Source organism: Sphingomonas canaveralia, assembly GCF_047238125.1.
GTDB lineage: Bacteria > Pseudomonadota > Alphaproteobacteria > Sphingomonadales > Sphingomonadaceae > JBDFMH01.
This window is the reverse complement of the sequence record NZ_JBDFMH010000001.1, coordinates 1485491-1510954: the sequence shown is the minus strand read 5'-3', so window position 1 is coordinate 1510954 and position 25464 is coordinate 1485491. Positions and strand designations below refer to the sequence as shown.

Sequence of the window (25464 nt, the reverse complement as noted above, 5' to 3'; positions counted from 1 at the left end):
CGATCTATTCGGCTGGCGTTTCGGCCTTCTTTTTGGCGGCCTCAGCCTGCTCGGCCGCGTCGAGCTCCGCCAGCGCGGCCGGGCCGGTCTTGCCGGCGGCGAGCTTGGAGACCAGGATCGCGGCCGGATTGCTCTCTGCCGACAGATGGGGATCATAGGCCAGCGGCACCAATGCCATCCGCGCCATGTCCGGCCGCGCATCGACCAGGAATTGACGAGCGACCAGCCAGCGCAGATCGCGATCCTCGGGCGATAGCGTGAAGGCGCGCTCGAGCCCGCGGACCGCATTCACGGTCGGCTTCTGCCCGGCGGCGGCGAAGCTCTGGTAGAAGAGCAGCAGCGGTTCGGCATTGTTCGGATCGATCTTGTTGGCTTTGAGATACCAGCTGCGCGCCTCCTTCCAGGCTGCCGGATCGGTCGTCTTCAGCTTGGCTGCCCGATCGACGAGAACGCGTCCCTTGTAGAGATGCGCGCGCAGGGCGGTCGGGCTGGCGGCGATCGCGCGCTCGGCCGCGGCCAGGGCGGCATCGAGCTGGTCGGCATCATATTCGGCCTCGGCCAGCGCGGTCTGCGGGGCGGCATCGGCCGGGAAGGGCGCGGCGCGGCGGCGGGCCTCGCGCACGACAGTTTCGGCGGATTTTTCGTTCACCCCGCGCTGGGATCGCATCCGCACCGGCATCAGCGCGGCTTCACCCTCGCTCAGCGAACGGATCGCGATCGGCCCTGGCTTCAGCGCGGAAGCGCGGATCGTCCATCCGGCGAACTTGCCCATCTTGTAACGATCGAGCGTCTTGTCGAGCGCATCGAGATCGCCGAACGCAGTCGTAGCTGCGGCCAGCGGCGCGGTGCCGGCCGACAAGGCACGCAGGTAGCGGTCAAGCTGACTGGTCCGCGCACTGTCTGTCAGCAGATAATGGGTCAGCAGCCAGCCGCGGCCGTAGATCGCTTCCACTTCCAGGCCGTTCAGCCGATCCTGGGTCGGCACCAGCAGCCGCTTGGCCGGCATCGGGTTGCCCTGCGCCAGCAGACCATAGGCGCGATACAGCGGCGGAGCGCCGAACGTGACGCCGCCATCCTTTTCGAAGCGGGCGGTGCCGTTGAACTCGGCGAATCCTTCCGCGAACCAGGCCGGGTAGGCGCCGGCAAAATGCTGGAACATGAAGTGGTGGGTATATTCGTGCAGCAGCACGGTTTGGGCGGCCAGATCCCACTTGCTGCTGAAGCCTGATCGTCGCGGCGTGTAGGCGAGCGACCCGCCGACGCGCGGCACGTAAAAGCCGGCGACCTGCGCGCATGAGCGCGCGCGCCCGCAGAGCCGTGAGACATCGTCCACGCTATCGACCACAAAGATGGTGAGGCGGTTCGATTTGAGTCCAGGATCGCTCTTCAGCGTGCGGATCGCGCGCAGGCTGCCGTCGAACCGCTCCAGCCGGTCGGAGAAGCTGCGCAGCCAATCCTCGCTCGCGTTCGCGTAGATCAGGAAATGGTCGCTGCTCGCTTCCATCCAGGCCGCCTTCGACGGCTCGGATGCCGACAGGGCCAACAGCAGGGCCAGCAACCAACGCATATTTCGCAACCCTCCCCAAGGTCGCAGCGAGACTAGCACGCTCCGATCAAAAGGGAATTGCCGTAGGGCACAGCTCGAATCCGTACGAGCAACAAAAGAACAGGCGAGCGACATGCGGCAGTCACCGCCATTGCCCACATGCAGTTCGACCGTCGTCGTCGACCCTTTGGCGATCGTGGTCGTCGGGCTTTCCGCCCTGCGTCCCACGGCTCCTGCCTTCCCACATGGGCAGGAGTGACGGACCAGTTCCGCCTACGCTTCAAACAAAGCTGTAGGGGTCCACATCCACCTGCACGCGCACTGCGCGCGGCCATTCAAGTGTGCCGAGCCAGCCGCGGATAACGTCCTGCACGTCAAGGCTGCGCTGCGCGTGGACCAGCAGCCGCTGGCGGTGGCGTCCGCGCAGCATCGCCAGCGGGGCGGGGGCGGGGCCATAGACCGCCATCCCTTCGACCCGCGGCGCGGCCTTCCCAATCGCACGGGCGGTCTCCGCGGCCTCGGCCTGATCCTCGGACGAGACGATGATCGCGGCATAGCGGCCGAACGGCGGCGCGCCAGCCGCGCGCCGGCTTTCGGTTTCGGCGGCGTAGAAGCCTTCGGCATCGCCCGAAACCAGCGCGCGGATCACGGGCGCGGCAGTCTCGCGCGTCTGCACATAGACATGGCCCGGCTTCTCGCCGCGACCCGCGCGCCCGGCCACCTGCGCGATCTGCTGGAAGCTGCGTTCGGCTGCGCGCAGATCACCGCCCGACAGCCCGAGATCGGCATCGACCACGCCGACGAGCGTCAGGTTCGGGAAATGATAGCCCTTCGTCACCAGCTGCGTGCCGATCACGATGTCGATCTCGCCCGCTTCCATCCGGTTCACGAACTCGGCCGCCTTGGCCGGGGACCACAGCGTATCGGACGTCACCACGGCGGCGCGCGCATCGGGGAACAGCGCGGCGACCTCGTCCGCGATCCGCTCCACACCCGGTCCGCACGCCACAAGCGCGTCTTCCTCATGACACTCTGGGCAGGCGCGCGGGGGCGGCATCACATGGCCGCAATGATGGCATGCCAGCCGCGCGGACAATCGGTGCTCGACCATCCAGGCGGTGCAGTTCGGGCATTGGAAGCGGTGCCCGCAGTGGCGGCAGAGCGTGAGCGGGGCATAGCCCCGGCGATTAAGGAACAGCAGAGCCTGCTCGCCGCGTGCAAGCGTCTCGGTGATCGCGGTGACCAGCGTCGGTGCCAGCCAGCGGCCGCGCGGCGGCGGATCGGCCAGCATGTCGATCGCCTCGATATCGGGCAGTTCGGCGGCGCCATAGCGACCGGGCAGTTTCAATTCCTCATAGTGGCCAAGCGCGACCTGCTGGCGCGTTTCGATCGCGGGCGTCGCCGACGCCAGCACCACCGGCACACTTTCGAACCGGCCGCGCATCACCGCTACGTCGCGGGCATGATACTGGACGCCGTCTTCCTGCTTGAAGCTGGTCTCGTGCGCCTCGTCGACGACGATCAGGCCGAGATCGCGATACGGCAGGAACAGCGCGGAGCGGGCGCCGACCGTGACCAGCGCTTCACCACTGGCGATCGCGCGCCAGGCGCGGCGGCGCTGGGACTGACGCAGATCCGAATGCCACGCCACCGGCTGGTGCCCGAACCGCGCGGCGAAGCGCTTGAGGAACGGCTCGGTCAGCGCGATCTCCGGCAGCAGCACCAGCGTCTGGCGGCCGGCACGCAGTGCTTCGGCGATCGCCTCGAAATAGACCTCGGTCTTGCCCGATCCGGTGACGCCGTCGAGCAGGATGGTCCGATTCTCGCCGTCTGCTACCGCGCCGGCCAGGCGGTCCGCCGCCGCGCGCTGATCGGGCGAAAGTTCGGGCTGGTGGTGATCGGGGTCGGGCACCGCGAACGGATCGTCGATCGCAACCTCCACCGCCTCGATCGCACCCGCCTTCACGAGGCCGCGGATCACGCCGTCCGATACGCCGGCGATCGTTGCCAGTTCGCGCACCAGCCCCTGGCGCTCGCCGATCCGCTCCAGCGCCTGGGCGCGCTGCGTCGTCATCCGTGGCGGCACGTGGCCGGTCGCGCGATATTCGACGATTGTGCGTCCGCCATCGAGTGCCGATGCGGATGCCAGCGCCATCCGCAGCACGGCGGCCGGCGGGCTCAGATAATAATCCGCAGTCCATTCGATCAGCCGGCGCAGCGGAGCCGCGATCGGCGGCAGATCGTAGACGGCGGCCAGCGGACGCAGCCGGTTGTCTCCCACCTCGGCATCGGACGGCATCCGATCGGCTTCCCAGACCACGCCGGCCAATTGGCGAGGGCCGAGCGGGGCAAGCACGATCGATCCGGGCTCGACCGACTGGCCCGGATCAACCCGGTAATCGAGTGGGCCGAGCGCGGCATTGAGCAGCAGGACGCGGGCGCGGGGATTCATGGCGTCCAATTAGGGATGCCACCCGCGAAAGGGAATTGCCGCACCCGATCCGGACGCCGGGACGTTCATTCGGGGTGGACGACGATCTGCCCGAACTGACTGCGCAGATGGAGGCCGCCGCCGCACGACTGGACTTCGAGGAAGCGCGTGCGCTGCGTGACAAGATCAACCTGATCCGAGGCGGCGCGGATCCGCAGGCCGCGCGCGTGGCCGACACCGAGGGGCTGGCGCGACAGCAGCCGGGCGCGATGGGGCTTGGCACTAGCCGCCAGCGCGTCACCCCGCCACCCGACTGGAAGCCGCCCCCAAAACCCGATCTGAAGACGAAGGGGCGCGGTCGCCGCAGCTGATTGCTGAGGATGTGAAGCGGGTTCGACCTAGGCTGAGAACGCCGATCATTCCCGTGAACTTGATCCCGGCCGGCGAAAGCAGCGAAAGCAGCGATTGTGTGAGGGTCCGGCCCGCCGTGCCGGCCAGATTTCTATCTGGATCGCCGCGCACGGGCCAACGCTTGCCTGCGATACGGCACGCGAATGCTATCCAAATCTAAGAATGAGCCGAAAATCTCTTAACCGATCCGGCACTCTGTAGGACAGGCTTTTTTTCAGCGACGGGCCGGTGTCGCAACCACCGCCGTTACGAAAACGCCGCCAGGATCGCTCCGGACGGCGTTTCGCTTCGTTCCGCAACGGGCGCTTGCGGATCAGGCCTCGGCCCGGTCCTCGGCGTCGTCGACTGCGATCTCGCCCGGTTCGGCGTTCGGGTCATAGGCTTCGGTAAAGCCCGCCTCGTCACGTTCGAACATCTGGGCCATCACGTCCACGCCCTGCGACTGCAGCTCGGCCTCTTCCGGCGAGCGGGCCACGTTGACCTTGATGGTCACCGCGACTTCAGGATGGAGCGCGACGCGCACCTCGGTCAGGCCGATGGTCTTGATCGGCTTGTCGAGCACGATCTGGCTCTTGGCCAGCTTCGTGCCGTCGGCTTCGAGCGCCTCGACCAGATCGCGCGCCGAGACCGAGCCGTAGAGCTGGCCGGTATTCGATGCCTGGCGGATCAGCGTCAACGTCTTGCCGTCGACACCCTTGGCATCGGTCTGGGCAGTTTCGCGGCGCTTGGCGTTATCGGCCTCGATCTGGGCGCGGTTGGCCTCGAAGACCTTCTTGTTGGCGGCGTTGGCGCGCAGCGCCTTCTTGTTCGGCAGCAGATAGTTGCGCGCGAAACCGTTCTTCACGGTGACCACGTCGCCGATCTGGCCGAGCTTCTCGACGCGTTCGAGCAGGATGACGTCCATCTTCGGCGCTCCTTACTTCACGATATAGGGGAGGAGCCCGATATGACGGGCACGCTTGATCGCCTGGGCGAGCTCGCGCTGCTTCTTGGCGGATACCGCAGTGATGCGGCTCGGCACGATCTTGCCACGCTCGGACACGAAGCCCTGCAGCAGCCGGACGTCCTTATAGTCGATCCGGGGCGCGTCCTTCGCGGAGAAGGGGCAGCTCTTGCGGCGGCGGAAAAAGGGGCGGGCCATGGTCTATGTCTCCCTCAGGCCGCGTCACGATCGTCGCGGTCGCGACGAGGACGGTCTTCACGATCACGGCGCGGGCCGCGGTCACCACGATCGCCGCGATCACGCTCGCTGCGCTCGTTGCGGCGCATCATCGCCGACGGGCCCTGCTCATGCCCATCGACACGGATGGTCATGTAGCGAATCACATCTTCGTTGATCGCGGTCTGGCGCTCGAGCTCGGCCACGACGCCCGCGGGGGCATCGATCTCGAGCATCACATAATGCGCCTTGCGGTTCTTCTTGATGCGGTAGGCGAGGCCGCGCAGGCCCCACGTCTCGGTCTTCACGACCTTGCCCTGATGCTCCTCGACGATCTTCGTCGCGGCTTCGGCAAGCGCATCGACCTGGGCCTGAGCCAGATCCTGACGCGCGAGAAACACATGCTCGTACAGAGCCATGCTTTCACGTCCTTACATTGGCCGATCGCTGACGCCGCGCCCATCGCGTCGCCCCTCCGGCTGTCGTCTGCCGCTTGCCCGGGGGCGATGCGGCGGCAATAAGAAAGGAGCGGAAGGCCAAGCCCACCGCCCCGATCGCCCCGCCCATGGCGCATCGCGCCCGGAAAGGCAAGGGTGGATCAGGCCGCGCCCCGCAGCGTGCGGCGGCTTTCGACGAGGGCGATCGCCTTCTCGACCGCAGCGTCGATGCTCAGGAAGCTGGTATCGAGTTCCAGCGCGTCGGGGGCGGGGCGGAGTGGTGCCACCTCGCGCGACTGATCACGAAAATCACGGGCGCGGATCTCGGCAGTCAGTTTGTCGATAGAGCATTCGATGCCGGCGGCGCGCAGCTCGGCCTGACGGCGCTTGGCGCGGATCGACGGCGTGGCGCGGACATAGAGCTTGGCGGTGGCATCCGGCGCGATCACGGTGCCAATGTCACGTCCATCGAGCACTGCGCCCCCGGGGCGGGCGGCGAAATCGCGTTGCCGTTCGATCAGTGCCGTGCGCACGGCGGGATGGGCGGAGACGATGCTGGCCGCACCGCCCGCCTGTTCGGAGCGCAGCTTGGGATCGGTCAGCAGCAGATCATCGAACCGGCAGCCGGCCAGCGCGGCATCGGGATCTGCCGGATCGCCGCCGCCGCGCAGCACGTTCAGCCCGACCGCCCGGTAGAGCAGCCCGGTATCGAGATGCGGCAGGCCGTAATGCGCGGCGAGCGCGCGGGCGATCGTGCCCTTGCCCGATGCCGCCGGCCCATCGACCGCGATGACGAGATTGGAATTCATGCCTTGTCCTGTCGGGCCAGCCAGGGCCGCAACACGGCGAGATAGGCGGCGGGATTATCGATGAAGATGGAATGGGCGGCGCGGGGGATCTCGCGGAAATCGGCCCTCGCTGCCTTTGCGAATTCGCGCACGGTAGCCGGGCGTGCTTCATCCTCGGCGCCGGTCACGAACAAGGTGCGGCGGCCGTTCAGCCGCGGCAGCAGTGCGGTGCCGTCATAATCCTTCAGCGTGCCGCTCGCCGTGAATTCGGCGCGGCCCCACATGTGATTGTAGATCTCCGCGCTGAATGCGCGCGGCAGCGATGCCTTGTAGGCGGCAATCGCGGCCGGCGGATCGCTGAGCGTGACGTGCGCGCGATAGAAGGCCGCGGTGGCGGCATCGCAGGCGGCGGCCGGCTCGGCGCCGGGCACGTCGCAGCGATCGAGCAGGCGGCGGGTCTCGGCCGGCATCGCATCCTTCAGCGCACGCGCATCGCGCAGCCAGAGCGGGGTCGACACCAGCGGCGATTGCAGCACCAGCCCGGCCAGCGCGGCGGGGCGGGCGGTGCCATAGTTCTGCGCCACCGTGCCGCCCCAGCTGGCCCCCAGCACATGCCAGCGTGCGATGCCGAGATGAGCGCGGATCGCCTCCAGTTCCGCCACGAAGCGCGGCACCACCCAGTTGGCGGGATCGCCCGGCTTTTCGGATCGGCCGCTGTCGAGCTGATCGTAGAGAATCACCGCGCGATCACCGGCGAGTGCCGTCGCGGCCAGGAAATACCAGTGCGAGCTGCCGGGGCCGCCATGCAGCAGCACGATCGGCGGGCGCGGGCCGGCGAGGTCGCCGTCGATCCGCACATAGACCCGGCCGCCGGGCACGGGCACCATCTCCTCACGCGCGGGCGTGATCCGCAGGCCGGGCACAAGCGGGCCGACCGGCGGGGCGGCGTCGGCCAGGGTCGGCGCGGCGAGCGCGGCGCCGGTGGCGGCGACGAAGGTGCGCCGGCTCATCGCATTCAGCACGCCTCGGCTCCGAGGCCGGTCATCAGCGCGGTGAAGGTGGGGAAGCTGGTCGCAACGGGGGCCATGTCGTCGATGGTGACGGGCGCGCGCGACACGAGTCCAGCCACTGCGAAGCTCATTGCGATACGATGGTCCAGTTTCGCGGCGATCGTCGCCCCGCCGGGCAGCGGATCACCGCCGGTGCCATCGATCGCCAGCCCGTCTTCCAGTTCCTCGACGCGAGCGCCGATCGCGCGCAGCCCTTCGGCCATCACCGCGATCCGATCCGATTCCTTGACGCGCAGCTCGTCCAACCCACGCAAGACCGAGCGGCCCGATGCGAGCGCGCATGCCACGAAGAGGACGGGATATTCGTCGATCATGCTGGGCGCGATCGCGGGATCGACTTCGATGCCGGTCAGCGCCGAGGCGGTGACGACGAGATCGGCGACGGGCTCGCCCCCCACCTCACGCGCATCCTGCTCGACGATCGACGCGCCCATCCGGCGCAGCACCGCGAACAGCCCCGCGCGTGTGGGGTTGATGCCGACGTTGCGCACGGTGATGCGCGACCCCGGCACCAGCAGTGCGGCCACCACCGGGAAGGCGGCGGAAGATGGATCGCCGGGCACGACGATGCGCTGCGGTCGCAGATCCGCCTCGCCGCGAATCGCGATGTGGCGGGTTCCGTCGACATCGATATCGACCGAAAGATCTGCACCGAAGCCGCGCAGCATCCGCTCGCTATGGTCGCGGGTCGGGATCGGTTCGATCACGCGGGTGATGCCGGGCGCGTTCAGCCCGGCCAGCAGCACCGCCGACTTCACCTGCGCCGACGCGACCGGCAGCCGATAGGTGATCGGCACCGCGGGGGAGAGGCCGCGCAGCATCAGCGGCAGCCGGCCGCCGGGGGAGGCGGTGATGTCCGCCCCCATCAGCGCCAGCGGATCGATCACGCGGCCCATCGGCCGGCGCGAGAGCGAGGCATCGCCGGTGAAGGTGGCGGTGACCGGGTGGCTGGCGAGCAGGCCCATCAGCAACCGGGTGGAGGTCCCCGAATTACCCATGTCGAACGCGACCTGCGGCTGCAGCAGACCACCGACGCCAACGCCGTGGATACGCCAGCGGCCGGCATCGTCCCGCGCGATGTCCGCCCCCATCGCGCGCATCGCTGCGGCGGTGGCGAACACGTCCTCACCCTCCAGCAGGCCATCGACCTCGCTTTCGCCGATGGCGAGCGCGGACAGCATCAGCGCGCGGTGGGAAATCGACTTGTCACCCGGTACCGCCACTGTGCCGGCAAGCGGGCCGGGCGCCGAAAAGCGCAGCGGAGCGGGGGTGGGCGACATCGGGCGCGGCTTTGACAGGGGGCAAGCGCTGTGGCAAGGCGCGCGACGTTTCGCGGCGCGCCTCCGGCTCGTCGCGCCCTTATCCTTTTCCGGAGGCTTCCAAGCCCATGATCAAGCCTGAATGGGGCACCAAGCGCACCTGTCCGAAGTGCGGCGAGCGCTTCTACGATCTCGGCAAGGACGACCCTGTCGTCTGCGTCGAATGTGGTCAGGCGTTCGAGCCCGATCCCGTCCTGAAGTCCAAGCAGCCGCTGCCCTATGACGCGCCCAAGAAGGAAGTCGTCAAGGAGAAGGCGGAAGACGGCGATCTGGCCGAGGATCTGGACATCGACGAAGATGCCGAGCCCAGCCCCGACGACGATGTCGACCTGGGCGGCGACGACGATATCGGTGTCGATACCAGCGACGACGACGACGAGAATTAGGTGTTGCACGGCGGGGCGGGCTGAAATAAACGGCCCGCTCCGCCGCCGGATCCCAGTCCGGCGAAGAAGGTTCGGGGCCGTAGCTCAGCTGGGAGAGCGTCGCGATGGCATTGCGAAGGTCTGGGGTTCGATCCCCCACGGCTCCACCAACCTCTCAGCATCGATCATCCTGATCAGCACGGCCGATGCGGCTTAAGGCTGCTTCGTGCATGCTGCCTGGCGGAGCGCGCGCATGACGGTGATGGCGGCCAATCTCTATCGACACGGCCGGCGGGAACGCGCCGTATCGATCGACGAGCGGATCCATTGCCCCGAGGACAAGTCCGAGTTCGTGTGGATCGGGATCGCCGATCCGACGCCGCAGGAAATGCGCACGCTGCAGGAGCAGTATCGGTTGCATCCGCTGGCGGTGGAGGATGCGATCAAGGCGGATCAGCTGCCCAAGGTCGACATCTACAACGGCCAGCTGTTCGTGGTGGCGCGAACCGCGCATCTGGATGGCGACCGCATCTCCTATGGCGAGACGGCGATCTTCGTGGGCCATAGCCACATCATCAGCGTGCGCCACGGTTCGGCGCGCGCCCACACCGCACTCCGCGCGCAGCTGGAAGCCGCACCGGACCTGTTAGTGCACGGTGTCGATTACGTGCTGCACGCGATCCTCGATTTCATCGTCGACGGCTATCTGCCGCTGGTCGAGACGATCGAGGATGAGGTGCTGGCGATGGAGCAGCGCACGCTCGACCATTTCCTCGGTCGCGACGAGATCACCCGGATCTTCGCGCTACGCCGGGAGCTGATCCGCTTCCAGCGCGTGCTGGGGCCGATGGCCGAAGTCGCGCACAAGCTGGTGAAGATGGAGCTGCCCTGCATCGATGCCGATGCGCGCCCCTATTTCAGCGACGTGCTGGATCATGTGCGCCGCGTGCAGACGATGGTCGAAGGGCTGCTGATGGTGCTGACATCGGTGTTCGAGTTCAGCAACCTGCTCGAACAGCAGCGCACCGGCGCGATCACCCGCCAGCTGGCGGCGTGGGCGGCGATCCTGGCGGTGCCGACCGCGATCGCCGGCATCTACGGCATGAATTTCGAGCATATGCCCGAGCTTTCGACGCGCTACGGCTATTTCGTGGTGCTGGGCGTGATCAGCGCGCTGTGCGTGGCGCTCTACATCCGGTTCAAGCGGGTCGGCTGGCTGTAGCGCCCCCGCGTCACTTCTTCGCCAGCACCGCTTCGATCGCTGCCGCCGTCGCCGGGTGATAGGTCTGGCGGGCGGCGCGGAAGGCGTCGCGCGCGATCCGTGTCCCCCAATCGCCCTGTGCCATCAGCGCGACATAGACCGGGCGCACAAGCAGCGTGCGGCCGACGCTGCCGGTGAACTGGCGCAGCGCGGGCAGCGCCGGTTCGTAGCGATTGGCGACCGCCAGCTCCAGCCAGGCCGAGCGGACATAGGCATTGGCGGAGCGCGACAGGCCGAGCGTTTCATCGAGTTCCTTCAGACGCGCGGGCGTCTGCTGGCGGGGCAGGCCGTTCAGGAAGCGCAGCCACTGCTGCGTGGCCCAGCCCTTGGTCTCGACAGCGGAAACCGGGCCGCCGCGCTTGACCGCATCGAGCTGGGCATCGACCGCGGCCAGAGTGGCGCTGCGGGTGCGGACGGCGTTGTCAGGCAGGCCGGCGGCATAGGCCCAGCGATCGAGCTGCAGCTTCAGTTCGAGCCTCGCATCGCCGCGGATCAGGTTGCGGCGCAGATCGGCCAGGAAGCCGGCCGTCGTCTGCGGCTGGAAGGCGTGGCGATCGAAATAGCCGCGCAGATAGGTATCCCAGCGCTTGCGGCCGACCGCGGCTTCGATCGTGCGCAGGAAGGCGGAGCCCTTGAAGTAATCGAGCTGGCCGGCGGTGCCACCGGGGTCGCCGTGCAGCCGAGTGGCGGCACCCGTCATCCCGCCGTTGCGATCGATGTCGCGCATCATCCCGTCCCAATCGAGATCGAGATACATGGCCGCGCGCTCGCGCCCGTAGAGCGCTTCCATGATGCGATTCTCGAAATAGGTGGTGAAGCCCTCGTTGAGCCAGCTGTCGGACCAGGTGGCGTTGGTGACGAGATTGCCCGACCAGCTGTGCGCCAACTCGTGCGCCACGACATCGGTGTTCGATCGGTCGCCGGTCAGGATCGTCGGCGTGAGGAAGGTGAGCATCGGATTTTCCATCCCCCCGAACGGGAAGGACGGCGGCAGCACCAGCATGTCGTAGCGGCCCCAGCGATATGGGCCATAAAGCTTCTCGGCCGCATCGATCATCTTCTCGACATCGGCGACCTCGCGCGCGGCATCGTCCAGCATCACGGCTTCGGTCCAGACGCCGGAGCGGGGGCCGATCGCGCGGAACTTCAGATCGCCGACCGCGAACGCGATCAGATAGGGCGGCACCGGCTTGTCCATGCGGAAGCGGAAGCGGCGCATGCCGCCGGGTGCGGGCTCGCCGCCGTCTCCGCTCAGCTTTTCCGCGCTCATCACCGCGACGAGGCCGTGCGGTACGGTCAGCGTGGCATCCCAGGTCTGGCGGATGCCGGGGCTGTCCTGCGTTGGGATCCAGCTGCGGTTCGAGATCGGCTGGCCCTGGCTGAACAGGTAGGGCTTGGTCTTGCCGGCGGTCAGCGCGGGGGGCAGCCACTGCAGCGCGCCGGCATTGGGTGCGGATTCGTACCGAATGACGATGCGGCGGGCGGCACCGATCTGCACGGTGATCGGCGATCCCAGCGTCGGATCGTCCTTGCCGACAGTGTAGGCGAGCGGCCGACCGCCCGCATCGGTGACGGCGGCGATGACCAGATCGTCGCCATCGAGGATGATGGACTGCGCATCGGGTTTCGCCAGAATGTCGAGCGTGGCGGTGCCGCGCATCACCTTGCGATCGAAATCGGCGGTCAGATCCAGCGCGACATGAGTGACACGCGCCTGTTCGGGCTGCGCATGCGTCCACAGGTCGCGTGCCTCCGGCGAGGTCAGGATTGGGGCGGGGGCAGGGGCCGTCTGCCGCTGCGCGACCAGCGCGCCACCGGCCAGCGTGGCGGCGAGGGAGATCAGCAGGACGGGGATACGCATTACGGACGCACTTTCGCTTCGGAACCTGCGCCGGTGGCTATGGGAAGCGCGGCGCGGTCGCAACCGCGGGCGTTGCCGCAATCTTTACCATGGGCCGGATAGGGCGGGGGCGATGGCGCTCGATATCCTCCACGTCCATTCCACTTTCGCGCTCGGCGGCAAGGAAGCGCGCGCGGTGCGGCTGATGAACGCGTTCGGCGATCATGCGCACCACACCATCCTGTCCGCCGTGCCCGATGCGCTGGACGCGCGCGATGCGATCGCGCCCGGCATCGCCGCCAATTTCCCGCACGATCATCCGCCGATCGTGGGCAAGCCCGCGCCGGGGCGGTATCGTGATCTGGCGCGCTACATGCGTCGCTTCGATCTGGTGCTGACCTATAATTGGGGGGCAATGGATGCGGTCGGCGCGCGGCGGCTGTTCGGCGGCACGCCGCTGATCCACCACGAGGACGGCTTCAACCAGGACGAAGCGGCGCGGCAGAAGCCGGCGCGCGTCTGGTTCCGGCGGGTGACGCTGCCCGCCGCGCACGCGGTGGTGGTGCCGTCCGAGCGGCTCGAGCGGATCGCGCGCGAAAGCTGGTGGCAGGTCCCGCTAAGGATCGCCAACGGGATCGAGGTCGAGCGTTATGCGCGTCCGGTGCCTGGGACGATCCCGGGTCTTCGGCGCGGCAATGGCGAAGTGGTGGTCGGCACGCTGGCCGGTCTGCGCGCGGTGAAGAACCTGCCGCGGCTGGTGCGCGCGGTGGCACCGCTGCCGCACGTCCGCCTGGTGATCGTGGGCGAAGGGCCGGAGCGCGGCGCGATCCTGGCGGAGGCGGCGCGGCTGGGAGTGGCCGATCGCGTCCATCTGGCGGGCTTCCTACCCGAACCCGAACATTATGTCGGCCTGTTCGACATCTTCGCGCTGTCATCCGATAGCGAACAATTCCCGATCTCGCTGATCGAGGCGATGGCGGCGGGGCTGCCGATCGTTTCCACCGATGTCGGAGACGTCTGCACGATGGTGAGCCTGGCCAATCGCCGGCTGGTGGTGCCGGTGGAAGACGAGGCGGCCTATGCCGTCGCCATGGCCCGATTGGCGGGCGACCGCGCGCTGCGCGTGGCGATCGGCGCCGCCAATCGGGAGAAGGCGCTGGCCGATTATGGCGAGGACGCGATGATCGACGCCTATCGCCGGCTTTACGGGGCGGCGGCAGGCGCGGCTGGCTTTTTTCGCGAAATGGCCTAAACGCGGGCCCGCACGCCCGATGTGGGGCGTTTCGGGAGGCCGGGATTGTTCAAGGGTATTCGTCCGATCGTCTATGGCGGGCGTGAAGTCTGGCCGCTGATCGAGGGCGGCAAGGGCGTCTCTGCGACCAATCACATGAGTTCGGGCGCCTGGGCCGCGGCCGGCGGCATCGGCACGGTTTCGGCGGTGAACGCCGACAGCTATGATCCGGACGGCAAGATCATCCCTCAGGTCTACAGCGCGCTCACGCGGCGCGAACGCCACGAGGAACTGATTGCTTATGCCATCGACGGCGCGGTCGAGCAGGTGAAGCGCGCATTCGACATGGCCGGCGGCAAGGGTGCGATCAACATCAACGTGCTGTGGGAAATGGGCGGTGCCCAGCGCATCCTGCATGGCGTGCTGGAACGCACTCGCGGGCTGGTGGCGGGCGTCACCTGCGGCGCGGGCATGCCGTACAAGCTGAGCGAGATCACCGCTTCCTACGGTGTCCATTACCTGCCGATCATTTCGTCCGCCCGCGCCTTCCGCGCGCTGTGGAAGCGCGCTTATTCCAAGGCGTCGGAATGGCTGGCGGCGGTGGTCTATGAAGATCCCTGGCTGGCCGGCGGGCATAATGGCCTGTCCAATGCGGAAGACCCGCTTCGCCCCGAGGATCCCTATCCGCGCGTGAAGGCGCTGCGTGAGACGATGCGCGAGGGCGGCATCCCCGACAGCGTGCCGATCGTGATGGCGGGCGGGGTCTGGTTCCTGCGCGACTGGAACGACTGGATCGACAATCCGGAGTTGGGCCAGATCGCGTTCCAGTTCGGCACCCGGCCGCTGCTGACCCGCGAGAGCCCGATTCCCGACGGTTGGAAGGACCGGCTGATGACGCTGGACGAGGGCGATGTGCTGCTGCACCGCTTCTCGCCGACCGGCTTCTATTCGTCGGCGGTGCGCAACCCGTTCCTGCGCCATCTCGAGGCCCGCTCCGAACGGCAGATCGCCTTTTCCGGCGAGGCGGCGGGTGATCACCAGTATCAGCTGGACGTCGGCGTGAAAGGCAAGAGCTTCTGGGTGACGCTCGGCGATCTGCAGCGCGCGCGCGAATGGTATGGCGCCGGCTTCACCTCCGCTCTGAAGACGCCAGATAACACGCTGGTGTTCGTGACGCCCGAGGACATGAAGATCATTCGCAAGGATCAGGCGGATTGCATGGGCTGCCTCAGCCAATGCGCCTTTTCCTCTTGGGCGGATACCGAGGGCAATTCGACCGGGCGGCTGGCCGATCCGCGCAGCTTCTGCATCCAGAAGACGCTGCAGGACATCGCACATGGCGGCGATGTCGAGCAGAACCTGATGTTCGCGGGCCATGCGGCCTACAAGTTCAAGCAGGATCCATTCTATTCGAACGGGTTCGTGCCGACCGTGAAGCAGCTCGTCGACCGGATCCTGACCGGGGACTGATCGGCCCCGAGCGAAGGTTCAGTTCGGCAGGCTCATGTCGCAGGCAATCGCGGTCAGCGCGAACGCCATCGCGGCGATGCCGGGATCGAACGACAGCCGCACACCATCCGCAGATGTGGCCGAAACCGCGGCGCTGATCGCACCGGCTTCGGGATGGCGCAGCTCGACCCGGGTGCCGAGCGGGGGGCGGGCGCTGGTTTCCAGGAACGCGCCGATGCCGGATATCTCGCGCAGCGCACCGGGATCGGCGCTGTCACCCACCAGCGTGCAGAGCGGGCGGCGGCGCCAGGGCGATGCCATCGCCGGTTCTGGCTTGATACGGTGACGGGAACCCATCGGCTGCGACCCCTGATCGTTCGTGTCCCGCCAGCTTATGCCGGCGGGCGCGAACAATTCGTTACCGCGGAGATTAGGGCGCGACGGTAAAGCAGGCGCTGCCCGCCGCCTTCGCTGCGCTGCAGGCCCGATCGGCAGCGGCACGATCGGCCAGGCCGGCGGCCTGCAGGCGGGTGACAGTCCCGGCCTTCACATATTGCGGCTGCAGACCGCGCAGCGCGGGCGCCTTCGCGGCGAGCCCGGTCCAGGCTGCCTGCGCACCCGATTGCGCACCGAACGCACCGAGCTGTACGCGCCACTTGCCCTTGGGCGTGACTGCGACCGGCCGGGCAGACATCGCCACCGGTGCGGCGGCCGGTTCCGGCTTCGGCCTGGCGGAAACGGGGGCGGGGACGGGCTTGGGTTCGACCGGGGCCGGCTTCGTCCGGGCGGCACGCACGGGGGCGGGCTTCAACTCGTTGGCAGCCTTGACGGCGACGCCTGCGACGCGCACCGGCCGCTCGGCGGGTGCGGTCACGCCGGCCGGCGCGGGATTCTGGCGGGTGATCGTCTTGGCAATCTCGATGCCCTTCTGCCGTTCGGGCGTCGGCACGAACTGATCCATCTGCTGCAGACTGGCAGTGGCCTGGGGCAGGCCGGAGGCAGCGGCGCGCGTCATCATCGCATAGGCGCGGGGCCAATCGCGTGCGACCAGGTCGCCGTTGAACAGTGCGGTGCCATAGACATATTGCGCGCGTGGCTCGCCGCGTTCGGCCGCCTGCTTCAGCCAGGGCAGGGCGCCGGCGCGATCGCCATTCTGGAACATGATCAGGCCGAGCGTGGCCTGCGCCTGTTCGTGGCCCTGCGCGGCCGCCTTCTTGTACCAGCCTTCGGCGGCGCGCAGATCGGTCGGCACGCCGCGACCCAGCTTATAGGCCTGCGCGAGATTGAACTGGGCATCGGCGTCGCCGGCGGTTGCAGGGGCCTTCCACTCGGCGACGGCGCGCGTGTAATCGCCCGCCTGCCATAGATCGACTCCGTCCTTGACGCTCGCCAGCGCAGGCGAGCTTGCCATCAGCGAAGCAACACCAAGCAGAACTGCGGCCGCAATCTTCATCGCCTCAACCCTTTCGAGGAAATTACCGGAGCATCCCTAGACTAGGGTGGTTAAGGGGATGTTGACAAAGAAAAGCGTGGGTTCGCGCAAGTTGCGGAGCCTTGCTCGTCATCCCGCACCTTCCCGAACGCGCGCGAGGGCCGGCGTGCATTAACCAATCCTTAGGTGGAGACATGGCAGTCAGCTCGCGACGATTGCGATCCTCGAGGGGCACCATGCGGGTACTGGCACTGGCATCACAGAAAGGCGGATCGGGCAAGACCACCTTGTCCGGGCATCTCGCGGTGCAGGCGCAACGCGCCGGCGCGGGCCCCGTGGTCCTGATCGACATCGATCCGCAGGGGTCGCTGGCCGACTGGTGGAACGAACGCCAGGCCGAGATGCCGGCCTTTGCGCAGACCACCGTCGCGCGGCTGGCCGCCGATCTTGAGATGCTGCGCCAGCAGGGCTTCCGCCTGGCGGTGATCGATACGCCGCCGGCCATCACCATGGCGATCCAGAGCGTGATCCAGGTGGCCGAGCTGATCGTGATCCCGACCCGCCCGAGCCCGCACGACCTGCGCGCCGTGGGAGCCACCGTCGATCTGTGCGAGCGCGCGGGCAAGCCGCTGCTGTTCGTCGTCAACGCCGCCACCCCCAAGGCGAAGATCACCTTCGAAGCCGCGATCGCACTATCGCAGCACGGCACCGTGGCCCCGGTCACGCTGCATCACCGCACCGATTTCGCCGCCTCGATGATCGACGGCCGCACGGTGATGGAAGTCGACGAGAAGAGCCGTTCCTCGCAGGAGGTGATCGGGCTGTGGTCCTACATCTCCGATCGGCTCGAGAAGAATTTCCGCCGCACCGTGTTTGCGGCCCCGGGATCGACCCCGGCGCTCGGCGCGCAGGCGCGACCGGCTGGCGGCTTCGGCCGCCGCGTGGTGAACCAGTGAGAGGCGCGGCCATGGACAGCAAATCCTTTGCGTCGCTCTCATCCGGGCTGCTCGCTCGCAAGGGCCAGGCCAAGCCGGCGATGCGCCCGCAGGTGTTCAACCCGCACGCTCCGCTCGAGGATCTTGGCTGGAACGACATGGGCCATTCGGTGGCGGCGTCCGCCAATCCGGTGATCCCGCCGCAGGCGCCGCCCGCGGTCGTGCGCCAGCAGGAGGAATTGGCGCGCGAGATCGCAGCGCCGGTCGCGACCGTGGAACCGGCGGCCGTCACCGTGCCGCCTGCACCGATCACCCCGCCGCTGACCGCCGAGGCCGTGGTGCCGGTATCGCGGGTCCGCGGTGCCAAGGCGCGTTCCGCCTTCACGCTGCGGCTCGACCCCGAACGCCATTTGAAGCTTCGGCTCGCCTGCGCGGTCGATCACCGCTCCGCGCAGATGATCGTGACCGAAGCGCTCGACGCCTTTCTCGCCACCATGCCCGAACTGACTGCGATCGCGGGCAAGCTGCCGGCCAAGGCCGCGCAGCGCTAGCCATCGACAGGAATACGCCATGAAAAAGCAGATCGTCCTGAAATTCGCCGCTTCCGCGCTGGTGCTGGGCACCGTAACAGTCGGGTGCAAGCCAGCCGGGCAGGCGCGCCCGCTCGGGCTGTCGTCGTCCGCGCCCAAGCTCGACGCCCAAGTCGATCGGCTGACCGCAAAGGCGAAGTCCGCGATCGCTGCGAAGCGCGGGAACGAGGCCGTCGCGTTTGCCGAGCAGGCCGTCGCGCTGGAGCCGCGCGGCATCGAACCGCGGATCGTGCTGGGCCAGGCCTATCTCGCCGCCGGCCGTTTCCAATCCGCAGAGACCAGCTTCGGCGAAGTGCTCGAACTTTCGCCATCCGAACCGCGTGCGATGCTGAGCCGTGCGCTCGCCCAGATCGCGCTTGGCCGCAAGCGCGACGCAATCGGCGGGCTGGATGCCGCGCGCGGCGTGGTGGGAGAGACGGACCGTGGGCTGGGCCTGGCGCTGGCCGGTGAACCCACCCGCGCGATCGAGATCCTCGAAGCCGCGGTGCGCGCGCCCGACGCCGACGCCAAGGCCCGCCAGAATCTGGCGCTGTCCTACGCACTGGCCGGTCGCTGGCGCGAGGCGCAGCTGATGGCCAGCTATGACGTCAGCCCGCTCGAAGTGACCAACCGGATCATGCAGTGGGCGCAGTTCGCGCAGCCGCGTGACAATTGGGATCAGGTGGCGACGCTGCTGGGCGTGACGCCAGCCGCCGATACCGGACGGCCCGAGCGCCTGGCGTTGGCACCGGTCACGGCCGAGCCCGTCGCGGTCGCCGCAGCCGAACCCGTGCCAGCCGCCCCGGCCGAGCCGACGGCCGGAATCGAAGCACCGGCTGTTTTCGCTGACGCCGGGCCGGTCGCCGCCGAGCCGGCTGCCGAAGCGCTGCCGCTGCCTTATGCGCAGCCGAGCGCTGCGCCGTTGATTCGCGCCGCCGCCGGCCCGGTCAAGGTCGCCGCGGTGCCCGCCGTCTACCGCCGCATCATCGAGCAGCAGCCGCGACAGGTTTCCTTCCGCCAGCAGGCGCGCGGCAGCTTCGCGGTGCAGGTCGGCGCCTTCTCCTCGGCCACGCTGGCCGAGGCGGCGTGGGGCAAGTCCCAGCACCGGTTCGCGCGGTTCGCGGGGCTGACGCCGTCGCATACCACCATCAAGCTGGCGACCGGCACCTATCACCGGCTGTCGCTGGCCGGCTTCGCCACCCGCGACGAGGCGGTGCAGCTGTGCCAGCGGCTGCGCTCCGCCGGCGGCGATTGTTTCGTGCGCGGGGTGGCAGGCGACGCGCCGATGCGCTTCGCCTCCGCGAAGCCGGCCCGCCCTGCGACGCGCCCCGTGCGGCTGGCATCGCGCTGATCCGGCTGGGTTAAGCCGCGGTTCAACCCGGCAACCGCATTGCGCGGACTTGTCGGCCGCGGTTTCCCCGCCTAGCGCTGCGCCGGCACAGTTACGGAGCGGCTTCATGCGATTCATCCTGTCCGGGCTTACCCTGTTGGCGTTCGCGGCTCCGGCCCAGGCGCAGGATGCCGCCGCCGGCAAGGCGGCGTTCGTGCCCTGCTCGATCTGCCACGCGGTCGAGCCGGGCAAGGCCAAGCTCGGGCCAAGCCTTTTCGGCGTGGTCGGCCGCAAGGTGGGATCGGATCCGAAATTCGCCTATTCGCCTGCGTTGAAAGCCAAGGGCGGCGTATGGACGCCCGCCGCGCTGGATGCGTTCGTGGCCGCGCCGAAGACGGTGGTTCCCGGCAACAAAATGGCCTATCCGGGTGTGACCGACGCCAAGAAGCGCGCCGACCTGATCGCCTATCTCAAGACGTTGAAGTAGAACCGGCCGGCGCGATCCCGTCGACATCGATCGCGCCATCGCCGTCGACGCTGCCGATCACGCGGACCTGCTTTTCGACCAGATCGACTGGTGTCCGCGACAGCACAAGCCGCACCAGCGCGCCGCCGCCCATGCGCAGCGCGAAGCCGCCACCGTCGCGCACCAGCGTGCCCTGGGCATCGAACGCCTCGCCCGCTGCTGCCATCGTCAGCCTCGCAACCGGTGTAGCGCTTCATACGCCACCACCGCGCAGGCAACTGCGGCGTTCAGGCTGTCGGCCTTGCCCAGCATCGGGATTTTGACTCTTAGATCGCACGCCGCTTCATAGTCGGCCGGCAGCCCTTGCGCCTCGTTGCCGATCAGGATGAAGCAAGGCGCGGCATAAGGCGCCGTGCGATAATCGACCGATACGTTGAGGCTGGTGCCGACAAGCTGCCCGGGTCCGGCGCGCAGCCATGCGATGAACTCCGGCCAGCGCGCCTGCGCGATCGCCTGGGTGAAGCTTGCCCCCATGCTGGCGCGCACCGCCTCCACCGAGAAGGGATCGGCGCAGTCGTCGAGCAGGATCAGCCCGCCGGCCCCGACTGCATCGCCGGTGCGCAGGATCGTGCCGAGATTGCCGGGATCGCGCAGCGCCTGCGCCACCAGCCAGATCGGCGCGGTCGCGCGGTCGATGGTAGAAAGGCCGGTACCCCATTCGTCGAACACGCCGACCACGGCCTGCGGATTATCCTTGCCGCTGAGCTTGCTCAATATGTCACGGTCGGTCTCGATCGCCTCGCCGCCGGCAGCTTCGACTGCGTGGACCAGCGCCAGCACCAGCGGATGGCGGGCGCTGTCGGCGGCGTAGAAGATCAGGCGCGGCACGCGCCCGGCCTCGCGCGCCTCGGTCAGGATGCGCAGGCCTTCGGCCAGGAACTGGCGTTCCAGGCGGCGGCCCTTCTTCTCGCGCAGCGATCGGACCCGCTTGATCAGCGGATTGGAAAAGGCGGTTATGGTGCGGGGCATGGCGGGCGGCGGGCAGGGGGCGATCGCGGGGATCACTCCTCCCCGAAGCGATCCTCGACCAGCTCGCAGAGCAGCGCCAGCGCCTTGTCCGCGCCGTCACCCGAACAGCGGATGGTCACGCTGTCGCCCTTGGCGGCGCCCAGCATCATCAGCCCCATGATCGAGGTGCCGGATACCGCGCCGGCGCCGCCCTTCTCGACCTCGATCTGGGCCGGCTGGGCGGCGGCGAGCGTCACGAACTTGGCGCTTGCCCGGGCGTGGAGGCCACGCTTGTTGGTGATGAGGACGGTGCGCTCGAGTGCGCTCACGCCGCGGCCTCGCCCAGCACTTCGGAGGCGACCGAGATATATTTGCGGCCGGCATCGCGCGCAGCGGCGACGGCTGCCTGCACCTTCATCATCTTGCGTGCCCCTTCAAGCCGGATCAGCATCGGCAGGTTGACCCCGGCGATCACCTCGAACCGCCCGGGTTCCATCAGCGAAATGGCCAGGTTGGACGGCGTGCCGCCGAACAGATCGGTCAGCAGGATCACGCCCGCGCCACGATCGACTTCCGCAATCGCGGTCGCGATGTCGGCGCGGCGCGCCTCCATGTCGTCGTCCGGGCCGATGCAGATCGCCGCCACCGCATCCTGCGGGCCAACTACATGCTCCATCGCGGTCACGAATTCCGCCGCGAGGCGGCCATGCGTCACCAACACCAGTCCGATCATCGATCCACCTGAAACTCTGCCTCGCTTCCCGCGCTCCGCGGGCCGGGTTCGGCGGGCGGGGTGGCGGGTAGGTCACGATGGACCACCGTGGGCGAAAACAATTCGGCGCGCAACCGTGCCGCGACCCGTTCGGCGACGTGAACCGAGCGGTGTCTCCCGCCGGTACAGCCGAACGCGACCGTGACGTAGGATTTTCCTTCGGCGGCGTAGCGAGGCAGCAACAGCAGCAGCAGCGCTTCGATCCGCTCCACCGCTTCGGCATAGGCAGGGTCGGCGGCGATATAGGCCGCTACGCCGGAGTCGAACCCGGTCCCGGGACGCAGCGCTTCGTCCCAGTGCGGATTGCGCAGGAAGCGCATGTCGAACACCAGATCGGCGTTGCGCGGCAGCCCGCGCGAGAAGCCGAACGACATCACCGTCAAGGTCGGCGCTTCGGCGCGGGCGCCGCCGAAGCGATCGCGCAATTCCTGCTGCAGGCCGTTGCTGCTCTGCTCGGTCGTGTCGAACAGATGATCCGCGGCGCGATGCAGCGGCTCCATCAGCGCGCGTTCGCGGGCGATGCCGTCGGCGGCGGGCCAGTCCAGCGCAAGCGGATGCCGCCGCCGCGTTTCCGAAAAGCGGCGCGCCAGTTCGGGGCCGCCGCAATCCAGGAACAGCAGTTCGATCGCGCCGCCCTCGCGCCGACGCGCGATCCGGCGCACGATCGCTTTCGGATCGAAACCGCGGGTGCGGCTGTCGATGCCGATCGCCAGGGGCCGATCACCATCCTCGCGTTCGCCGCCGGGCGCGGCCAGCAGGCGATCGAGCAGCGAGAGCGGCAGATTGTCGACCGTTTCCCAGCCGAGATCCTCGAAGGTACGCAGCGCAGTGGACTTTCCCGCGCCCGACAGGCCGGTGATGATCAGGATGCGGCGTTCCGCGCCGTCGCCCGCCGCGGTCACGGCGCCTTCAGCCCGATCTCCCGCAAGGCGAGTTCGATCTTGATGGCAGCCGAAGGCTCGAGCGAGGGAAGGCGGATGGTCGGTACCGGGATCCCCGCGATGATCCGGCTCGTGCTTCCTTCGGGCATCCGATCGACCGGCTCGTCCAGCGCAACGAGCAGCCTTACCCGGCATTCGGCCAGCGTCTCCATCGTGACGATGCCGATGCCGCGCACCTCCATCCGCCCGACGATGGTGGCAGGCGCGGATGCGATCAGGCCGGCATCGGTGCGCCTGAGCAACGTGTAATCATCGCTGACGAGAACCGCGCCGCGATCGATCAGCCTGAGCGCGAGATCGGATTTGCCCGCCCCCGATCGCCCCCCCAGCAGCACAGCGTGGCGCGTGCCCGCGATTGACAGCGCCACGCACGACGCATGGATCGTCTCGGAACTGAGTGGACGCATCGTCATGCCCCGGCCGCCTGCAACCTTACCATGAATCGAGCGCCCGAGGGCGCATCGTCGCGATCCTCGACCGCGATCGTGCCATTATGCCCATCGACGATCGCCTTGGCGATGGCGAGGCCGAGCCCGCTGTGCCGGCCGAATTCCTCGCCTTCGGGCCGCAGCGAGTGGAAGCGGTTGAAGATCGCCTCGCGCGCGGCGGGCGGCACGCCGGGCCCTTCATCGTCGACGAACAGCAGTACATCATCGCCGTCGCGGGTGGCGGAGATCCGGACCAGCCCGCCCGGGGGCGAGAAGGAGACGGCATTGTCGACCAGATTCTCGACGACGCGCGACAGCCGCGCACCATCGCCAAGCACCGTGGCGATGCCCAGATGCGGGCGGGCGAAGGCGACGCTGACCGTGCCGTTGCGCCCGCGCGCCTCGCGGGCGGCCACCAGCTGCTCGATCATCCGGCCTACATCGACCGGCTCGAACCGGGCGCGCGACAATTCGGCGTCCAGCCGCGAGGCTTCGGAAATGTCGGTGATTAGCCGATCGAGCCGACGGATATCGTCTTTGATGACCGCCACCAGTTGCGCCAGCAGATCAGGATCGCTGACCCGGTCGAGCGTGTCGACCGCGGATCGCAGCGAGGCCAGCGGGTTCTTCAGCTCGTGGGTCACGTCGGCGGCAAACGCCTCGGTGGCGTCCATCCGCTGCCGCAGGGCCTGGGTCATGTCGCTGAGCGCGCGGGCCAGCACGCCGATCTCGTCGTGCCGGGAAGGCAGCCGTGGCACCTGCACCTCGCGCGAACGGCCGAGCCGGACACGCTGCGCCGCGATCGCCAGCCGTCGCAGCGGGCGCACGATGGTGCGTGCCAGAAACAGCGACAGCAGTACCGACAGCAGCACCACGACCGCAAGGACGATGCCCAGCCGCAGCCGTTCCGCACGCACGATCCGGGTGATATCGCGCGCATTGGCGCTGGCATGCAACACGCCGCGCCCCGGTGCCGGCAGCGCGGTGGCCGCGGAGATCATGGTGGTGCGATCGGGCGCCCGCCGCTCGACGCTGGTCGTCGCGCGCGTGTCGCGGGCGGCAATCGCCTCGCGCCACGCGTCGATCCGGTCGGGAACAGGCTCGACGAATTCCTGCGGGCGATAGGCACCCGCGACGCCATCGATCACCCGATCGAGGAAGCGCGCCACCTGGCGCTTCCAGGGCTCGGTACGCGGATCGCGCAGATCATAGGTTGGTACGCTGCCAGCCCAGCTGTCGGCGATCTTGCGGCCATCGTTCGCATAGATCCGCAGCCGCAGCTGGCTGGTCCGCCCCAGTCTGGCCAGCACGCGCGGACGATCCGCCGGCGTGGCGGCATCGATCGCGGTGGCGATAAGGCCGACCTGAATCTCGCTTTCGTGCAGCCGCTGATCGATCAACCGTGCACGATAGCTGTCGAGATAGAAGAAGCCGCCTGCCAGCAGCGCGAGCGCGAAGATGTTGACCGCCAGGATGCGGTTGCCGAGCGACCAGTGACGCGACCAGCCGAGCGCCAGATCGTCCGGCGGCGCCACTTCTATTCCTCGGAGAAGCGATAGCCGACGCCGTAAAGCGTCTCGATCGCCTTGAATTCGCCGTCCACCGCGCGGAACTTGCGGCGCAGCCGCTTGATGTGGCTGTCGATCGTACGATCGTCGACATAGACATCGTCCTGATAGGCCGTGTCCATCAGCTGATCGCGTGATTTGACGAAACCAGGGCGCTGCGCCAGCGCTTCCAGGATCAGGAATTCGGTCACGGTCAGCACCACTTCGCGCCCATCCCACTGCACGCGGTGGCGGGCCGGATCCATCGTCAGCCGGCCGCGCTCGATCCGTTCGGGGGGCGGTGCCTCGTCGCCGGGGATGTCTCCGGCACGCACCTCGGTACGCCGCAGGATCGCGCGGATGCGGGCGATCAGCAGCCGCTGCGAGAACGGCTTGGTGATATAGTCGTCGGCCCCCATCGCGAGGCCGAGTGCCTCGTCCAGCTCGTCGTCCTTCGACGTCAGAAAGATCACCGGGATCGCGCTCTTCTCGCGCAGGCGTCGCAGCAGCTCCATCCCGTCCATGCGCGGCATCTTGATATCCAGCACGGCAAGGTCTGGCGGGGTTTCGACCAGCGCCTTCAGCGCCGCTTCGCCCTCGGCATAGACGCGCACCGCGAACCCTTCGGACTGCAGCGCGATCGAGACCGAGGTGAGAATGTTGCGGTCGTCATCGACGAGCGCGATCGTGGGCTGCATCGGTGCGACGGCTCCTGGCATTCGGCCCGCA

General features: G+C 68.2%; 28 protein-coding genes and 1 tRNA gene. 10 read left to right on the top strand and 19 right to left on the bottom strand.

Going from position 1 to position 25464, the window contains the following annotated elements; translation table 11 throughout:
- Positions 1-4: 4 nt before the first annotated feature.
- Both ABC347_RS07220 and ABC347_RS07215 read right to left on the bottom strand, forming a co-directional pair.
- Positions 5-1567 (bottom strand): tetratricopeptide repeat protein, encoded by a 1563-nt coding sequence (locus ABC347_RS07220; protein WP_413245058.1) that lies wholly within the window; start codon positions 1565-1567, stop codon positions 5-7.
- A gap of 259 nt (positions 1568-1826) precedes the next feature.
- Positions 1827-3998, bottom strand: coding sequence for a primosomal protein N' (locus ABC347_RS07215; RefSeq protein ID WP_413245057.1), 2172 nt, complete (start codon positions 3996-3998; stop codon positions 1827-1829).
- Between the two features lie 74 nt (positions 3999-4072).
- Between ABC347_RS07215 and ABC347_RS07210 the strand changes: the two genes are divergently transcribed.
- Complete coding sequence (locus ABC347_RS07210; protein ID WP_413245056.1) at positions 4073-4348, top strand: UvrB/UvrC motif-containing protein; 276 nt, start codon at positions 4073-4075, stop codon at positions 4346-4348.
- 353 nt (positions 4349-4701) lie between these two features.
- Here the strand turns inward: ABC347_RS07210 and rplI are convergent, their stop codons facing one another.
- The 6 genes from rplI to aroA form a co-directional block, all read right to left on the bottom strand.
- Positions 4702-5292: a 50S ribosomal protein L9 gene (rplI, locus tag ABC347_RS07205; protein ID WP_413245055.1), complete on the bottom strand. Its 591-nt coding sequence runs from the start codon at positions 5290-5292 to the stop codon at positions 4702-4704.
- Positions 5293-5304: 12 nt separating this feature from the next.
- A complete protein-coding gene (gene rpsR / locus ABC347_RS07200; protein WP_025292255.1) occupies positions 5305-5529 on the bottom strand; it encodes a 30S ribosomal protein S18 in 225 nt (74 codons plus the stop codon).
- Between the two features lie 14 nt (positions 5530-5543).
- Positions 5544-5966 carry a 30S ribosomal protein S6 gene (rpsF, locus tag ABC347_RS07195; protein WP_413245054.1) on the bottom strand — a complete coding sequence of 141 codons (423 nt, stop codon included), beginning with the start codon at positions 5964-5966 and terminating at the stop codon, positions 5544-5546.
- A gap of 179 nt (positions 5967-6145) precedes the next feature.
- Positions 6146-6793, bottom strand: a complete 648-nt coding sequence (locus tag ABC347_RS07190; RefSeq protein WP_413245053.1) for a (d)CMP kinase — start codon at positions 6791-6793, stop codon at positions 6146-6148.
- The gene (locus tag ABC347_RS07185) at positions 6790-7782 is read right to left on the bottom strand and encodes a proline iminopeptidase-family hydrolase (RefSeq protein WP_413245052.1); all 993 of its coding nucleotides are present in this window, start codon (positions 7780-7782) and stop codon (positions 6790-6792) included. Before ABC347_RS07185 ends, ABC347_RS07190 begins: the two co-directional genes overlap by 4 nt.
- Before the next feature lie 5 nt (positions 7783-7787).
- The gene (gene aroA, locus ABC347_RS07180; protein WP_413245051.1) at positions 7788-9122 is read right to left on the bottom strand and encodes a 3-phosphoshikimate 1-carboxyvinyltransferase; all 1335 of its coding nucleotides are present in this window, start codon (positions 9120-9122) and stop codon (positions 7788-7790) included.
- A gap of 107 nt (positions 9123-9229) precedes the next feature.
- Here aroA and ABC347_RS07175 point away from each other — a divergent pair, with 107 nt between their 5' ends.
- From ABC347_RS07175 to ABC347_RS07165, 3 genes are all read left to right on the top strand, one after another.
- Entirely contained in the window at positions 9230-9547 is a 318-nt protein-coding gene (locus ABC347_RS07175; protein ID WP_413245050.1) for a TIGR02300 family protein, read from the top strand.
- 73 nt (positions 9548-9620) lie between these two features.
- A tRNA-Ala gene (locus tag ABC347_RS07170) sits at positions 9621-9696 on the top strand.
- Between the two features lie 83 nt (positions 9697-9779).
- Complete coding sequence (locus tag ABC347_RS07165; protein WP_413245049.1) at positions 9780-10748, top strand: magnesium and cobalt transport protein CorA; 969 nt, start codon at positions 9780-9782, stop codon at positions 10746-10748.
- A 10-nt stretch (positions 10749-10758) separates the two neighbouring features.
- Here the strand turns inward: ABC347_RS07165 and ABC347_RS07160 are convergent, their stop codons facing one another.
- Complete coding sequence (locus ABC347_RS07160) at positions 10759-12648, bottom strand: M1 family metallopeptidase (protein ID WP_413245048.1); 1890 nt, start codon at positions 12646-12648, stop codon at positions 10759-10761.
- A 112-nt stretch (positions 12649-12760) separates the two neighbouring features.
- Between ABC347_RS07160 and ABC347_RS07155 the strand changes: the two genes are divergently transcribed.
- Positions 12761-13879, top strand: coding sequence for a glycosyltransferase family 4 protein (locus ABC347_RS07155; RefSeq protein ID WP_413245047.1), 1119 nt, complete (start codon positions 12761-12763; stop codon positions 13877-13879).
- Between the two features lie 45 nt (positions 13880-13924).
- Positions 13925-15328, top strand: coding sequence for an NAD(P)H-dependent flavin oxidoreductase (locus ABC347_RS07150; RefSeq protein WP_413245046.1), 1404 nt, complete (start codon positions 13925-13927; stop codon positions 15326-15328).
- Positions 15329-15346: 18 nt separating this feature from the next.
- On the opposite strand, the gene ABC347_RS07145 is transcribed toward ABC347_RS07150, so the two are convergent.
- Complete coding sequence (locus ABC347_RS07145; RefSeq protein ID WP_413245045.1) at positions 15347-15628, bottom strand: hypothetical protein; 282 nt, start codon at positions 15626-15628, stop codon at positions 15347-15349.
- A 109-nt stretch (positions 15629-15737) separates the two neighbouring features.
- The gene (locus tag ABC347_RS07140; RefSeq protein WP_413245044.1) at positions 15738-16760 is read right to left on the bottom strand and encodes an SPOR domain-containing protein; all 1023 of its coding nucleotides are present in this window, start codon (positions 16758-16760) and stop codon (positions 15738-15740) included.
- Between the two features lie 215 nt (positions 16761-16975).
- Between ABC347_RS07140 and ABC347_RS07135 the strand changes: the two genes are divergently transcribed.
- The 4 genes from ABC347_RS07135 (at position 16976) to ABC347_RS07120 (ending at position 20060) form a co-directional block, all read left to right on the top strand.
- On the top strand, positions 16976-17695 hold the full coding sequence (locus tag ABC347_RS07135) for an AAA family ATPase (RefSeq protein WP_413245043.1): 720 nt from the start codon (positions 16976-16978) through the stop codon (positions 17693-17695).
- Between the two features lie 11 nt (positions 17696-17706).
- Positions 17707-18225 carry a hypothetical protein gene (locus ABC347_RS07130; RefSeq protein WP_413245042.1) on the top strand — a complete coding sequence of 173 codons (519 nt, stop codon included), beginning with the start codon at positions 17707-17709 and terminating at the stop codon, positions 18223-18225.
- 19 nt (positions 18226-18244) lie between these two features.
- Positions 18245-19594 carry an SPOR domain-containing protein gene (locus ABC347_RS07125; RefSeq protein WP_413245041.1) on the top strand — a complete coding sequence of 450 codons (1350 nt, stop codon included), beginning with the start codon at positions 18245-18247 and terminating at the stop codon, positions 19592-19594.
- Between the two features lie 106 nt (positions 19595-19700).
- Positions 19701-20060: a c-type cytochrome gene (locus ABC347_RS07120; protein ID WP_413245040.1), complete on the top strand. Its 360-nt coding sequence runs from the start codon at positions 19701-19703 to the stop codon at positions 20058-20060.
- Here the strand turns inward: ABC347_RS07120 and ABC347_RS07115 are convergent.
- From ABC347_RS07115 to ABC347_RS07080, 8 genes are read right to left on the bottom strand one after another with little or no spacing between them, the layout of a single operon-like run.
- Complete coding sequence (locus ABC347_RS07115; protein WP_413245039.1) at positions 20044-20265, bottom strand: DUF5818 domain-containing protein; 222 nt, start codon at positions 20263-20265, stop codon at positions 20044-20046. The two genes, ABC347_RS07120 and ABC347_RS07115, sit on opposite strands and share 17 nt — an antisense overlap.
- A gap of 2 nt (positions 20266-20267) precedes the next feature.
- Positions 20268-21068 (bottom strand): TrmH family RNA methyltransferase, encoded by an 801-nt coding sequence (locus ABC347_RS07110; RefSeq protein ID WP_413245038.1) that lies wholly within the window; start codon positions 21066-21068, stop codon positions 20268-20270.
- A 32-nt stretch (positions 21069-21100) separates the two neighbouring features.
- The gene (locus ABC347_RS07105; RefSeq protein ID WP_413245037.1) at positions 21101-21376 is read right to left on the bottom strand and encodes an HPr family phosphocarrier protein; all 276 of its coding nucleotides are present in this window, start codon (positions 21374-21376) and stop codon (positions 21101-21103) included.
- Positions 21373-21780, bottom strand: a complete 408-nt coding sequence (locus ABC347_RS07100; protein WP_413245036.1) for a PTS sugar transporter subunit IIA — start codon at positions 21778-21780, stop codon at positions 21373-21375. Before ABC347_RS07100 ends, ABC347_RS07105 begins: the two co-directional genes overlap by 4 nt.
- Positions 21777-22721, bottom strand: a complete 945-nt coding sequence (rapZ, locus tag ABC347_RS07095) for an RNase adapter RapZ (protein ID WP_413245035.1) — start codon at positions 22719-22721, stop codon at positions 21777-21779. Before rapZ ends, ABC347_RS07100 begins: the two co-directional genes overlap by 4 nt.
- Positions 22718-23173 carry an HPr kinase/phosphorylase gene (locus tag ABC347_RS07090; protein WP_413245034.1) on the bottom strand — a complete coding sequence of 152 codons (456 nt, stop codon included), beginning with the start codon at positions 23171-23173 and terminating at the stop codon, positions 22718-22720. The genes rapZ and ABC347_RS07090 overlap by 4 nt, the downstream gene beginning before the upstream one ends.
- A complete protein-coding gene (locus tag ABC347_RS07085) occupies positions 23170-24723 on the bottom strand; it encodes a sensor histidine kinase (protein ID WP_413245033.1) in 1554 nt (517 codons plus the stop codon). The genes ABC347_RS07090 and ABC347_RS07085 overlap by 4 nt, the downstream gene beginning before the upstream one ends.
- Before the next feature lie 2 nt (positions 24724-24725).
- Positions 24726-25433, bottom strand: a complete 708-nt coding sequence (locus ABC347_RS07080) for a response regulator transcription factor (RefSeq protein WP_413245032.1) — start codon at positions 25431-25433, stop codon at positions 24726-24728.
- Positions 25434-25464 lie beyond the last annotated feature (31 nt).